9 protein-coding genes are annotated in these 13,403 nt (G+C 66.4%); 4 read left to right on the forward strand and 5 right to left on the reverse strand.

The window, feature by feature from the left end; translation table 11 throughout:
* Positions 1-104: 104 nt before the first annotated feature.
* Together RMQ73_RS13105 and trmB are read right to left on the reverse strand one after the other, a co-directional pair.
* Positions 105-1,307 carry an FAD-binding domain-containing protein gene (locus tag RMQ73_RS13105; RefSeq protein ID WP_310498735.1) on the reverse strand — a complete coding sequence of 401 codons (1,203 nt, stop codon included), beginning with the start codon at positions 1,305-1,307 and terminating at the stop codon, positions 105-107.
* On the reverse strand, positions 1,304-2,023 hold the full coding sequence (trmB, locus tag RMQ73_RS13110) for a tRNA (guanosine(46)-N7)-methyltransferase TrmB (protein ID WP_310498742.1): 720 nt from the start codon (positions 2,021-2,023) through the stop codon (positions 1,304-1,306). The genes RMQ73_RS13105 and trmB overlap by 4 nt, the downstream gene beginning before the upstream one ends.
* A 115-nt stretch (positions 2,024-2,138) precedes the next feature.
* On the opposite strand from trmB, the gene RMQ73_RS13115 reads away from it, so the two are divergent.
* Positions 2,139-3,668, forward strand: a complete 1,530-nt coding sequence (locus tag RMQ73_RS13115) for an NAD(P)/FAD-dependent oxidoreductase (RefSeq protein WP_310498736.1) — start codon at positions 2,139-2,141, stop codon at positions 3,666-3,668.
* Between the two features lie 102 nt (positions 3,669-3,770).
* A complete protein-coding gene (locus RMQ73_RS13120; protein WP_310498743.1) occupies positions 3,771-5,189 on the forward strand; it encodes a nitronate monooxygenase in 1,419 nt (472 codons plus the stop codon).
* 95 nt (positions 5,190-5,284) lie between these two features.
* On the opposite strand, the gene RMQ73_RS13125 is transcribed toward RMQ73_RS13120, so the two are convergent.
* Positions 5,285-6,292 (reverse strand): NAD(P)-dependent alcohol dehydrogenase, encoded by a 1,008-nt coding sequence (locus tag RMQ73_RS13125; protein ID WP_310498737.1) that lies wholly within the window; start codon positions 6,290-6,292, stop codon positions 5,285-5,287.
* Positions 6,293-6,393: 101 nt separating this feature from the next.
* Entirely contained in the window at positions 6,394-7,398 is a 1,005-nt protein-coding gene (locus tag RMQ73_RS13130) for a D-glycerate dehydrogenase (RefSeq protein WP_310498738.1), read from the reverse strand.
* Positions 7,399-7,458: 60 nt separating this feature from the next.
* Here RMQ73_RS13130 and RMQ73_RS13135 point away from each other — a divergent pair, with 60 nt between their 5' ends.
* Positions 7,459-7,968 carry an SH3 domain-containing protein gene (locus tag RMQ73_RS13135; RefSeq protein ID WP_310498739.1) on the forward strand — a complete coding sequence of 170 codons (510 nt, stop codon included), beginning with the start codon at positions 7,459-7,461 and terminating at the stop codon, positions 7,966-7,968.
* Here the strand turns inward: RMQ73_RS13135 and RMQ73_RS13140 are convergent.
* Positions 7,965-8,915, reverse strand: a complete 951-nt coding sequence (locus RMQ73_RS13140) for a hypothetical protein (protein ID WP_310498740.1) — start codon at positions 8,913-8,915, stop codon at positions 7,965-7,967. The two genes, RMQ73_RS13135 and RMQ73_RS13140, sit on opposite strands and share 4 nt — an antisense overlap.
* Before the next feature lie 123 nt (positions 8,916-9,038).
* On the opposite strand from RMQ73_RS13140, the gene RMQ73_RS13145 reads away from it, so the two are divergent.
* Positions 9,039-13,403, forward strand: a 4,365-nt coding sequence (locus RMQ73_RS13145) for an alpha-2-macroglobulin family protein (protein ID WP_310498741.1), incomplete at its 3' end; no start/stop codon positions are given.

Consider the following 13,403-nt stretch of genomic DNA (forward strand, 5'->3'; position numbering starts at 1 on the left):
ACGGGCTTTTCAAAGTCGAGGAAGCTGTTCACGTCTTTTCGCCTATTACCGTTCGCGCGGCTGGTCAACAAAGCCGCTGCCCCGGCGCCCGCGCCAAAGGCCGATCATGCGCGCATGACCCCTTCGGCCATCAAGCCGGCAGCCATTTGCGCCTTGAACGGAAAAAACCCCTTGGTGGCATGTGGCCAGAAGCGCGCGTCCCATGACCGCCGCGCCTGCGACAGCGTGATGCCGTTGCCGGCCAGTGCCGAAGTCGCATCGCGCAAGGCATCCGCCACCGGACCGACCGGCGCATAAGGCGTCACGATGCGGCGCACGTCGGCTGCCTGCGCCGCCGCAGCCAGCGCGCCGGTGTCCAGCCGGTCCATGACGGTCACCGGGCACGACCACATCGCGGCGATGCGCTGCGCCGTGTCGGTTGCGGCCGCTGCCGCAAAACGCGCTGATGGGTCGCCAAAGGCCAGTCCGGCATCGGCCAGCACAATGGCGCCGCGAAGCCGTGTCATCCGCGAAAACAGCGTTTCCGGGCTCATGTCCTCATGCGTCACCAGCAGCAGCGCCGGCGTGTCGTCATCATGCGGCGCGGCCGCCGGCAAGGGCCGGGGCGCCGGCGGCGATTCTTCGGTGAGGGCTTGTGCCGTCTTCGCCAGTCCCGCCGGGGCAAAGCGGCCACCGGAATAGCGCGCGATATTGTCGGCGCCGGCCAGATAGATCTTGCCCGGCGTTTGCAGCCCCGCGACCCAGCGCCACGACAGGGTGTTGCTGGCGGCATCGGCATCGATCAGATGGCGCAGAAAGAAATCCGCCCCCAATGCCCATGGCAGGCGCAGTGTGAAAATCCAGATCGATGCAAACCACATGCGTGCATGATTATGGAGATAGCCGGTTGCCACCAGTTCGCGCGCCCAGTCGTCAAAGCCCTCGATGCCGGTCATGCCGGCCTCCGCCGCAGCCAGCGCGCGCGCATTGGGGAACGCATCGCGCATCCGGTCACGCTCGGCGACAAACTGCGTCCAGACGGCGGGGCGCATTTCCAGCCAGCCCTTCCAATAGGTGCGCCAAAGCACTTCCTGCAGGAATTTTTCCGCCGAACCCAGGCTGGAATGGGCCAGCACGGCTGCGGCCACGTCCCGCTCGGAGACCAGCCGGTGGCGCACATAGGGCGACAGCAAGGACACGCTGGCCAGCGCGTCCGGCCCCGGATCGGTGTTGCGCCCGGTGGAATAGGCATGGCCGGCCATCGGCACGAACGCCGCCAGCCGTTCCAGGCCGGCGGCACGCGTGGCTGGAAAATCGCGATTGGTCATGATGATGTCCCGGTGCTGCCTGTCCTGCGATACCGCAGATACCACACCTCATGCCCCAGCCGTCGTGCCTTGGCTTCATATCGGGTCTGCGGCCAATCGTCCGGCCGCACCAGGAAATCCTGCGGCGACTGCGCCAGCCATTCGAAATCGGCCCGCTTGCCCATCTGCATCAACGCCCAGCGGCAATAGATCGGGTGGTCGGTGCCGATGCGAAATTCCCCGCCGGGCTTCAGGGCGCGGGCCACGGCATCCAGCGGCTCGGGGTTGGCAAAGCGGCGCTTGGCATGGCGGGCCTTGGGCCACGGGTCGGGGTGCAGCAGGAACACCCTATCAAGGCTGGCCGGCGCCACCCGGTCGAGCACATCCAGCGCATCGCCCTGATAGATTCGCACATTGCCCAGGCCATGCGCCTGCACTTCGATCAGCGCGCCGACCACGCCGTCGACAAACGGCTCGGCACCGATGATACCGACATGCGGATTGGCCAGCGCCTGCGCCGCCATATGCTCGCCCCGGCCAAAGCCGATTTCGAGCCACAGCGGCCGGTCATCGCCGAACACGCCCGCCGCCGTCACCGGCCCATCGCGGTGCAGCGCCACTTGCGGCAGCAGCGTGTCATAAAGGCTGGCCTGGCCGACACGCAGCTTGTGGCCCTGGCGCCGGCCGTACAGGCGCCGGATGCTGGCGGGGTCGATGCTGGCGAGGTTGGGGGGCATGTCGTTCATCACCTGCGCCATGCCGCAAGCCCCGTCATTTGTGAAGCTTGACCTTGATCAAGGCGCACATCAGCATTCGGCAGTATCTACGAGGCCGAGTCCGGGGAGAAAGATCATGCAAGGCGCCCAAGCCACGACAAAGGAACAGGCACAGGCAACTGGCACAGATTTCGATGTCATCGTCGTCGGCGCCGGCATTTCCGGCCTGTCGGCGGCGTGGCATCTGCGCCATCGCCTGCCGGACACGCGCTTTGCCGTTCTGGAGCGCGAGGCCAGTTTCGGTGGCACCTGGCTGACCCACAGCTTTCCGGGCATCCGTTCCGACAGCGACCTTTACACCTTTGGTTTCCACTTCAAGCCATGGGTGGGGCCGCCGATTGCCACCGCAGCCGAGATTCAGGCCTATCTGGGCGAGATGATCGACGAGAATGATCTCGCCGGCCATATCCGCTTTGGCCATGCCATCGAAACCGCAGACTGGGACCCGGCACGGCAGGTCTGGACGCTGGTTGCCCGGCTGGCCGATGGCTCGCAGCGCCAATACACCGCCAATTTCCTGTGGATGTGCCAGGGCTATTACCGGCACCGTCAAGGCCATTGGCCGTCATGGCCGGGCATGGCGGATTTTGCCGGCAAGCTGCTGCACACCGAGGAATGGGACCCGGCCACCGATTATGCCGGCAAAAATGTGGCGGTCATCGGCTCGGGCGCCACGGCAGCGACCGTGATACCTGAAATGGCCAAGACCGCGGCCCATGTCACCATGGTGCAGCGTTCCCCCACCTATTTCTTCCCGGCCAGCAATGTCGATGAGACCGCCGAACTGCTCAGGCCGCTCGATATCGATCCGGCCTGGACCCATGAAATCGTGCGCCGTAAGAAAAACTACGATCAGGCGCTGCTGACCCGCCGCTGCATCGAGGAACCGGACACAGTCAAGGCCGAGCTTCTGGGCGCAGTGCAGGCGCTGCTGCCCGAAGGCTATGACATGCGGCATTTCACGCCCGCCTATCCGCCCTGGAAACAGCGGCTTGCCTTTGTGCCCGATGGCGACCTGTTTGCCGGTATCCGCGCCGGCAAGGCCGATGTGGTGACCGGCGAGATCGCGCGCTTCACGCCTGAAGGGCTGGCGATGGCCGATGGCACGCAGGTGCCTGCCGATATCATCGTGCTGGCCACCGGCTTCAACCTGTGCGTGCTGGGCGATATCCTCTTCAGCATCGCCGGCGCGCCGATCAATCTGGCCGATACCGTTACTTATCGCGGCATGATGTTCACCGGCGTGCCCAACATGATCTGGGTGTTCGGCTATTTCCGCGCCAGCTGGACGTTGCGGTCCGACCTGATAAGCCAGTTCGTCTGCCGGCTGCTGCCCCATATGAAGGCGCGCGGCGCCACCAGCATCGTGCCGGTGCTGCGTCCCGAGGACGCCGGCATGCCGCTGTCACCGTTTTTCGACCTTGAGGATTTCAACCCGCATTACATCGTGCGCGGCCAACACGCCTTGCCCAAAAGCGGCCCCAAGCCGGAATGGCGCCATACCCAGGATTACTGGCGCGAACGCGACGAGTTGCCGAATGTTGCGCTGGACGGACCGGAGTTCCAATATGGGCACCGGGCCACTCCGGCTGTTGCGGCAGAATAGCCGCCCACGCATCATTTCCTTGCGCCCGCAGGCCAAGATGTCGCAAGTGACCGCGAGGGGCCAACCGCAGGGGCGCGGAGTTGGTATGGATCGGACGCATTGATGCTGAGCGGGCTGAAATCGGTGGTCATGGGCGGCCGTGAAATGTGGCCGCTTGTCGAAGGCGGCAAGGGAGTCGCTGCCACCAACCATCTGTCGTCCGGCGCCTGGGCGGCAGCCGGCGGCACCGGCACCATCAGCGCTGTCAATGCCGACAGCTATGACCCGACGGGCCGCATCATCCCGCAGATATATCGTGCCCTGTCGCGGCGTGACCGTCATGAAGAACTGGTCGAATATGCCATCGAGGGCGCCGTGCAGCAGGTGACGCGCGCCTATGACATGGCGGCGACCGAATTGCAGCGCGGCTTTGGCGCCATCAATATCAATGTGCTGTGGGAAATGGGCGGCGCCAGCCGCGTGCTGCACGGCGTGCTGGAACGCACCAAGGGCCTCGTCAATGGCGTGACCTGCGGCGCCGGCATGCCGTACAAACTGTCGGAAATCGCCGCCCATTACGGCGTGCATTATTACCCGATCATCAGCTCGGCCCGCGCCTTTCGGGCCTTGTGGAAACGCGCCTACAGCAAGGCCGCTGAATGGCTCGGCGCCGTTGTCTACGAAGACCCGTGGCTGGCCGGCGGGCACAACGGCCTGTCCAACGCCGAGGACCCGCGCGTGCCGCAGGACCCGTATCCGCGCGTCAAGGAACTGCGCGCCACCATGCGCGAACTGGGTGTGTGCGAATCGGTGCCGATCATCATGGCCGGCGGCGTCTGGCGGCTGGACGAATGGACCGACTGGATCGACAATCCCGAGCTTGGCCAGATTGTGTTCCAGTTCGGCACGCGGCCGCTGCTGACACAGGAAAGCCCGATTCCGGAAGGCTGGAAACAGCGGCTGATGACCCTGAAGAAGGGTGATATCTCGCTGCACAAATTCTCGCCGACGGGTTTTTATTCCTCTGCCGTGCGCAACCCGTTCCTGATGTCGTTGGAGGGGCGCTCCGAGCGACAGGTCGCGTTCTCGACTACCGCGACCGGCGACCACCAGTTCCAGCTTGATGTCGGCGTTGGCCGCAAGAGCTTTTTCGTCACTCGCGATGATCTGCTGCGCGCGCGCGAATGGCACGGCGCCGGCTTTACCGAGGCTTTGAAAACGCCCGACAACACGTTGGTATTTGTCACGCCCGAAGAACGCGGCGTCATCCGCAAGGACCAGGCCGATTGCATGGGCTGCCTGTCGCAATGCGGCTTTTCAAGCTGGGCCGACAACGAAACCAACACGACAGGGCGCCTAGCCGATCCGCGCAGCTTCTGCATTCAAAAGACCTTGCAGGACATTGCGCACGGCGGCGACACCGAAGCCAATCTGATGTTCGGTGGCCACAGCGCCTATCGGTTCGCGACGGACCCGTTTTATTCCAATGGCTTCGTGCCGACCGTCAAGCAGCTTGTGGACCGCATCCTGACGGGCGCGTGAGAGCGACCGCCCAATTCCCACCCCGCCCAAATGACGCGTCACCCCCGCCTTTGCGGGGGTGACTGCCCGTTGCTAAAAAAGCGAACTGCGCCCCTTCAGATATCCACGCAGATCTTGCCGAAATGCGCCCCTGACGCCTGATGGCGGAAGGCATCGCCCAGCCTCTCCAGCGGGAAATGCTTGTCGATCACCGGCTTGATGCCGGTCGCATCGATGGCGCGGATCATGTCCTGCTGCTGGCGACGCGTTCCGACCGTGATGCCGATCAGGCGGATCTGTTTGGCCATCAGTTGCACCGTCGGAACCGGCCCGGCAAAGCCCGCCAGCACGCCGATCAGGCTGATATGGCCGCCGATGGTGCAGGCGATGATGGATTCGGGCAAGGTGCCGGCGCCGCCGATTTCGACGATATGATCCACCCCGCGCCCGCCGGTCAGCCGCATCGCCTCGGTGCCCCAGCCCGGCGTTGTCTTGTAGTTGATGAGATGGTCGGCCCCCAGGGCCTTCAGCCGGTCCAGTTTTTCATCGCTCGATGATGTCGCGATGACATTGGCGCCCATCGCCTTGGCAAATTGCAGCGCGAATATCGACACGCCGCCGGTGCCCTGCACCAGCACGGTCTCGCCGGCCTTCAGTTGCCCCTCGGTGACCAGCGCGCGCCACGCCGTCAGCCCGGCACAGGTCAGCGTCGCCGCCTCGGCATGGCTGTAACCGGCCGGCGCATGGGTGAAGCTGGTGGCGGGCATCGTCACTTCTTCCCGCGCAAACCCATCGGCGCCGTCGCCCGGCACGCTGGCAAAGCCGGCCATACTGGGCAGGCCATCGGGCCAGGCCGGGAAGAAGGTGGAGACAACGCGGTCGCCGGCCTTGAACTCGGTGACGCCCTCGCCAACGGCCAGCACATCGCCGGCGCCATCCGACATCGGGATGCGGCCATCAGGGGTAGGGATGCCGCCCATGACGACGATATAATCATGGTAATTCAGGCTGGAGGCGCGGATGCGCACGCTGATTTCGTGCGGGCCGGGGGCGGCGGCCGCATCCATGTCCTCATAACGCAGATTGTCGGGGCTGGCGGGATGGCGGAGACGGATGGCTTTCATGGCGGGGCTTCCTGTGATGATCCGCACCGAACATGGGCCAATGCAGGCGGTGCGTCACCTTGGGGAAAGGCTAGGGGCGCGCGGCCTGCGCGCTCGCGGCGCTACGCCCACCCATCCAGCACGATGTCCGGTGGCCGGTGCCCGTCCACCCACACCCGGATATTGGCGATGACCTTTTCGCCCATGGCCTGCCGGCCCTCGAATGTCGCGCTGCCCATATGCGGCAGCAGCACGACGCCGGGCAGGTCGAGCAGACGCGGATCGATGAACGGTTCGCGTTCGAACACGTCCAGGCCTGCTCCTGCAATCCGCCCCGCCGCCAGCGCCTCGCACAGCGCGTTTTCGTCGAGAATCTCGCCGCGCGCCGCGTTGATGACATAGGCATTGCGCTGCATCAGGCCAAAGCGGCGCGCGTCGATGAGATGGTGCGTTTCGGGGGTGTGCGGGCAGTTGATCGAGATGAAATCCACCCGCGCCAGCATGGCATCGAGATCGGCCCAGAAAGTCGCTTCCAACTCGCCTTCCACTTCGGGCGGCAGGCGGTGGCGGTTGTGATAATGCACGGTCAGGCCAAAGGCGCGGGCGCGGGTCGCCACGGCGCGGCCGATGCGCCCCATGCCGATGATGCCCAGGCGCTTGCCGGTAATGCGGTGGCCAAGCATGCCGGTGGGCGACCAGCCCTGCCATTCGCCGGCGCGCACCAGCTTTTCGCCCTCCGCAAGCCGGCGCGGCACCGACAGGATCAGCGCCATCACCATGTCGGCAGTGTCGTCGGTCAATACGCCCGGCGTATTGGTGATCGCTACCTTGGCGGCGCGGGCGGCGTGCATATCGATATGATCGACACCGACGCCGAAATTGGCACACAGCTTCAGCCGCCCCCCTTCGGCAGCGGCAGCAAACACGGCTGCATCGACATGGTCGGTCACGGTCGGCACCAGCACATCGCAGTCACGCGCCGCTTGCGCCAGCTGCTGGGCCGTGAACGGCGTGTCGGTCAGGTTCAGCTCGACATCGAACAGTTCGGCCATGCGGGTTTCAACGGCATGGGGCAGGCGCCGGGTGACAATGACGCGGGGCCGGGGGCGAGAAGCGGAAGCAGGCATGGTGCGAAGGGTTGCGCTCTGGCGCGGGCGCGGTCAAGACTTGGCGCCATGAACTTTAGCTTGAAACTCCTTCGTCTCTGCCCCCGCCTCGGCGTTGCGGCTGGCCTGATGCTGGCATCGCCCGTCATGGCAGCCGAACGCGCCGATGGCACCACCGACCTGAAGGTGCCACGCTTTGTGTCGCTCAAGTCCAACAGTGCGATGCTGCGCACCGGTCCCGGCGAACGTTTCCCGATCGTCTGGGAATACAAGCGGCGCGGCCTGCCCGTCGAAGTGCTCAAGGAATATGAAATCTGGCGCCAGCTGCGCGATCCCGATGGCACCGTCGGCTGGATGAACAAGTCGCTGTTGCAGGGTGACCGCACCGGCGTCATCACCGGCGGCGTGCGCGTCCTGTATACCGCGCCCGACGTCAAGGCGCGCATCGCCTGGCGGATTGCGCCCGGCGCCGTGGTTACTATCACCTTGTGCGAGGACCTGTGGTGCCGCGTCAGCAAGGACGGCAAGTCAGGCTATATCCTGCGCGGCCAGATGTGGGGCACATATCCGCGTGAGACCATCGCGGGTTAACTGCATTCCAGCGTGTAGCGTGCCGCTGCCTTGTCGAGGACGATGGCGCTGCATTCACCAAGCTGGCGCCGGCTGAGGGTCAACAGCCGCACCACGGGCCGGTTGCGGTCGCTGCTGCCGGTGACGACGATTTCGGACGGGTCGTCATCATCCGAGATGATCTGCTGTTCGTTGCCCAGCACGCCGGTGCCGTCCCGCAGATCGCGGACGCGCACGGCTACTTCCGTGATTCGAAACGGCCCCACCACCAGCGGCCGGGCCAGCACCATGCGCCGCACCGGCCGCACGATGCCGAGCAGGATTTCCTCCTCCCAGACATCGCCGGTCATGGTGCCGCCCAGCGCGCCGGCCAGGTCTGCGCCGGTCGCGGCGGTGACCATGGTCAGGCGGTAATCGGCCTCGATGGCGATGGACACGCCAAATCCGGGACCGATATCGGGGCGGCCGCGCACCCCGGCATAGGTCCCGGAATTGATATCGCCATAGAGCGGGAAGTCATGGGGCGTATCGCCGGCGCCGGCATTGCCGAGACTGATCCTGATCTGCTGCTGCGGGAACGCCCATGGCCCGACGCTGCCATCGCCCTTCATCACCGCGCCCTGGAACCAGAACACCCGCTGCTTGATCGGCTGGCCTGCAAGCGTGAAGGACTGGACAGCGTTGCGGCCTGTCAGCGCCGGCGCATTGCCGATCTTGAGCGTCGCCTTGCCCATCAGGCCCTGCGGCTTGATGCCGAGACGCGCCGCGCTGGCGGCACTGAGCGTCACGCGGTCGATGCTGCCGGTGAACAGCCGCAGGCCGATCTGCTGCCCGGCGATACCCAGCATGACGGGGGCATCGGCATCCAGCACCAGCGGCGGCAGCGCAGGCGCTGCAATCGCGGGTGTTGCAAACGCGGATAGCCCGGCGAGGCAGGCGGCCGCCAAGGCAATGGGAAAACAACGCATGAACACGCTCCGGACAGTGCTTCGCGCATGGCACTGTATCGGCTTTTGCAAGTCAATGGCTGGTTTTCGGCTTGTTTGCGTAGGCCCATCGGGGCATCATCACGGTGTTGCCCATAACGAGGAATGCGCGTGCGCCGCGGTGTGAAGATTGCGGGCGCATTGGGGCTGGTGTCCGGAGGGCTGGGGTTCGGCCTGTTCGCGCTTGTCGCGGCCGCCTGGAGTGCGCCGACCCCGCAGGTCACCGGTTTTTCGCCGTCCGGCAGCGTACAGGGTGTGCAGCAAATCGCGATTCGCTTTGCCACGCCCATGGCAGCGCTTGGCGACCCGCGCCTGACCGCACCGGTTTCGGGCAATTGTTCGGCAGGTTCCACCGGAAGATGGGCCGATCCGCAAAATTATGTCATTGATATTGCTGGCGTGATGCCCGGCGGGCAGCGCTGCTATTATACACTTGTACAAAACCTCAAGGATGCTGATGGCCGCGCGTTGACCGGCACCCGGCAGTTCGCGTTCGATACCGGCGGCCCGGCGCTCAGGGCCGTGCTGCCGGAATATGACCAGATTGCCGAGGATCAGGTCTTTCTGCTGGCGCTGAATGCCGCGCCGTCGCCCGCCAGTGTGGCGGCCGGCGGCGCGTGCCTTGTCGAAGGGCTTGGCGAGCGACTGCCGCTCGATATCCTGCCTGATCGGGTGCGCGATACGATTGTGAAAGGCGCACGCGGCGACTGGCGCCTGTCGAATTTCCTGGTGGCCGCCGGCCATGAAACGCCGCGCTGGGGGGACGCCGCACCGGTGCCGCGCGCCCATATCGTCGCGGTGCGCTGCCACCGGCCACTGCCAGCCGGCGGCAAGGTGACGCTGTTGTGGGACGGCGCCGTCACCACTGCCAATGGCCTGACGGCGGGCGAGACCGAGCGGCGGGCCTATCGCATCCGCCCGGCCTTTGCCGCCCGGCTGGAATGTTCGCGGGTCAATGCCGGTGCGCGCTGTTCGCCGCTTGAGGCGATGCGCGTCACATTTTCCGGCGATGTGCCGCGCGCAGCGGCGCTGTCGGCGCGCATCATCGGGCCTGATGGCGTGCAGCGTGCGCCGGTGGTGCCAACCGAAAAGACCAGCACGGTCGGCGAAGTGCGCTTTGCCGGGCCGTTTGCCGAGCGCACCGATTATCGCATCATGCTGCCGCCGGGGCTGGTCGATGACGGCGGTCGCCCGCTGGTGAATGCCGCGCGGTTTCCGCTGGCGGTGACGACCGGCGATTTCCCGCCCTTGGCCAAATTCGCCGGCAGTTTCGGCATCATCGAGGCAGCCGAGGGCGGCGTGCTGCCGGTGACGCTGCGCGGTGTCGAAAGCCCGGTGGCGGCCCGCGCCGACAGCCTCAACGCTCGCGCCTTGCCGGTCCGCAGCGACGCCGCGATTGCCGGCTGGCTCCGAACGCTGGCGGGCGCGGAGGACCGCAAGTTCGATGACGTGCGCGGCAGTGGCGCAGCGGAATCGCGCCAGATCGAAACGACCCGGTCCACGCCGCTGCTGGGCGCTGCAAGCCCGGCGCGGCGTTTCACGGTGCCGCGCGCCAAGGACCCACGCCAGTTCGAGGTGGTGGGCATCCCGCTGCGCACCAAGGGCTTTCATGTCGTGGAACTTGCCTCGCCGGCCTTGGGCGCGGCGCTGCTCGGGCCGGGCCGCACGCGCTATGTGGCGACCGGCGCATTGGTCACCGACATGGCGGTGCATTTCCAATGGGGCGACGGCGCCAGCCTGGCATTCGTGACCCGCCTGTCCGATGCAAAGCCGGTTGCCGGCGCGTTGGTGACGGTCACCAACAGCTGCGATGGCCGGCAATATTGGCAAGGCCGCACCGATGCCAGCGGCCAGGCGCGGGTCCCGGCCGGTCTGCCGCGCCCCTCCAGCTATGGCGATTGCAGCTATGGCGACAACAAGCCCTTGATGATCAGTGCGCGGACGGCGGACGACATGTCCTTTGTTCTGACAAGCTGGGGCGAGGGCATTCAGGCCTATGATTTCGGCTTGCGCCAGGCGAGCCTGTCGGACGCGGCGGCCGTCCATGCCATTATCGACCGCACGCTGGTGCGGCCGGGCGACACCGTCAACATGAAGCTGGTGTGGCGGCAGCGCCGGGATGGCGGTTTCGGGCCGGGTGCAGCGATCAAGGCGCCGAAACTGCGGCTGTATCACTGGCCATCCGACACCGGGTTCGACGTGCCGCTGGCGGCATCGGCGCAGAGCGGCACGGCAAGCTGGGCCGTGCCGGCATCGGCGCCGCTGGGCGCATATGCCGTGCAATTGTCGGGCGAAGGTTTTGATCAGGTCGAGGCCGGAACGGTGCAGGTCGATGCCTTTCGCCTGCCGGCCATTCGCGCAGGCGTGACCGGCCCCAAAACCGTGGCCGTGGCGCCGACCAGCGTGCCCATCGATCTGGCGCTGTCCTATCTGTCGGGCGGCGCGGTTGCCGGCGCACCTGTGAAACTGCGCACGCAGGTCAATCCGCGGGACGTGACGCTGCCGGATTATCCCGACTGGAGTTTCGGCGGCGAGCCGGTGACGCCGGGCATCGCGGCGCTTGATGGCGACGGCGAAGCGGCCGACGCCGCGCCGACAACGCCCACCCGCGCCCGGCTGGAGCCGGTGACGCTGGGTGCGGGCGGCACCGCGCGCATCATGGTGGCGCTGGGCGCGGCGGTGACGCGGCCATCGGAACTGATCGCGGAAATGGATTATGACGATGCCAATGGCGAGGTGGCGACGCGGACGGCCCGCATCGCGCTTGAGCCATCGGCGCTCAGGGTCGGCATCCGTACCGATGGCTGGATGGCCAAAAGCGATGACCTGCGGCTCAAGCTGCTGGTGCTCGATTTGGCAGGCAAGCCCGTCAGCGGTGCGCGCGTCAAGGTGCGGTTGTTCAGCCGCGAGACCTATAGCTATCGCAAGCGGTTGGTGGGCGGTTTCTACGCCTATGACAACAGCCGCGAGACGAAAGAGCTTGGCGCAAACTGCGGCGCTCTGACCGACAACAAAGGCCTGGCGACATGCCGGATCGATGTTGGCGTGGCCGGCGAAGTCATCGCGCTGGCCGAAGTCGCAGACCAGGGCGCCCGCATCGCGCGGGCCAGCAAAAGCGTCTGGTTGGCCGGTGATGAGGACTGGTGGTTCGGCGGCGACAATGGCGACCGCATGGACCTGGTGCCCGAAGCGCCGATGGTGGCAGCAAATGGCGTCGCCCGCCTGCAAGTGCGCATGCCGTTCCGCGAGGCCACGGCGCTGGTCAGCGTGCTGCAGGGCGGGGTGATGGACAGCTATGTCACTACGCTTTCGGGCAAGGATCCGATCGTCGAAGTGCAGATGAAGGGCCATTATGCGCCCAATGTCACTGTCTCGGTGCTGGCGGTGCGCGGGCGCGTTGCCGGCTGGCGGTTGTGGCTGGCGGACTTTGCCCGGCGCTGGAACCTGCCTTGGTTCAGCCGCGAGGCCGCCAGCCCGACCGCGCTCGTCGATCTCGCCAAGCCCAGCTTCCGCCTCGGCATGGCCAAGTTGAAGGTCGGCTGGGACGCGCACAGCCTGACCGTCAAGGTGACGCCCGACCGCGCCAGCTACCCGGTCAAAGCGGCGGCGCTGGCGCGCATCAAGGTCACGGCGCCAGCGGGGCGTACGCTGCCTGCCGATGCCGAAATTGCCTTTGCCGCAGTGGACGAGGCGCTGCTGCAACTCAAACCCAACGAAAGCTGGAAGCTGCTGGATGCCATGATGGCCGAGCGCGGGCTGGGCGTCGTCAACGCCACGGCGCAGACGCAGGTGGTCGGCAAGCGCCATTATGGGCGCAAGGCGGTAGCAGCCGGCGGGAGCGGCGGCGCTTTGTCAGGCGCGGTGCGCAGCGATTTCAACCCGCTGCTGGCATGGGTCGGCAGGGTCAAGTTGGATGGGCGCGGCGAGGCGGTGGTGCCGCTGCGCACGAACGACAGCTTGTCGGCGTTCCGGATGGTGGCAGTGGCGACGGCGGGGGGCGACCTGTTCGGCACCGGATCGGCAACGGTTCGCACCACGCAGGACCTGCAATTGCTGGCCGGCATTCCGCAGATGGTGCGCAGCGGCGACAATTACGCGGCCACGATATTGGTGCGCAACACGACAGTGGCGGCGATGACCGTTGGGCTGACGGGCCGGGCAGGGGTAATCACTTTGCCGCCGCTGAAGGTCACGATCCCGGCCGGCGGCGCCCGCAACGCCGCCTGGACGATCACGGCGCCGGACACCGGCCCGGTCGCCTGGGACGTGACGGCGCGGGCAGTGACCGGCCAGAATGACCGCGTCCAGATCAGCCAGACGGTGCTGCCTGCCGTGCCGGACCAGATGCTGATGGGCAGTTTCCTTGCCGCCGGCGCGCCGCCATTCCCGGTGGCGCGGCCCGCCGATGCGCTGCCGGGGCGCGGCGGCATCGATGTCACGCTCAGCCGCAGTATCGGAGGCACCCTGCCG

It is taken from the genome of Sandarakinorhabdus sp. (assembly GCF_031430775.1).
In the GTDB taxonomy this organism is placed as follows: Bacteria; Pseudomonadota; Alphaproteobacteria; order Sphingomonadales; family Sphingomonadaceae; genus Sandarakinorhabdus.

What these genes read in the sequence shown, in the direction of transcription:
- RMQ73_RS13105 (WP_310498735.1), bottom strand. Translation starts at nt 1,307, where the DNA reads ATGACCAATCGCGATTTTCCAGCCACGCGTGCCGCCGGCCTGGAACGG.
- trmB (WP_310498742.1), bottom strand. Translation starts at nt 2,023, where the DNA reads ATGCCCCCCAACCTCGCCAGCATCGACCCCGCCAGCATCCGGCGCCTG.
- RMQ73_RS13115 (WP_310498736.1), top strand. Translation starts at nt 2,139, where the DNA reads ATGCAAGGCGCCCAAGCCACGACAAAGGAACAGGCACAGGCAACTGGC.
- RMQ73_RS13120 (WP_310498743.1), top strand. Translation starts at nt 3,771, where the DNA reads ATGCTGAGCGGGCTGAAATCGGTGGTCATGGGCGGCCGTGAAATGTGG.
- RMQ73_RS13125 (WP_310498737.1), bottom strand. Translation starts at nt 6,292, where the DNA reads ATGAAAGCCATCCGTCTCCGCCATCCCGCCAGCCCCGACAATCTGCGT.
- RMQ73_RS13130 (WP_310498738.1), bottom strand. Translation starts at nt 7,398, where the DNA reads ATGCCTGCTTCCGCTTCTCGCCCCCGGCCCCGCGTCATTGTCACCCGG.
- RMQ73_RS13140 (WP_310498740.1), bottom strand. Translation starts at nt 8,915, where the DNA reads ATGCGTTGTTTTCCCATTGCCTTGGCGGCCGCCTGCCTCGCCGGGCTA.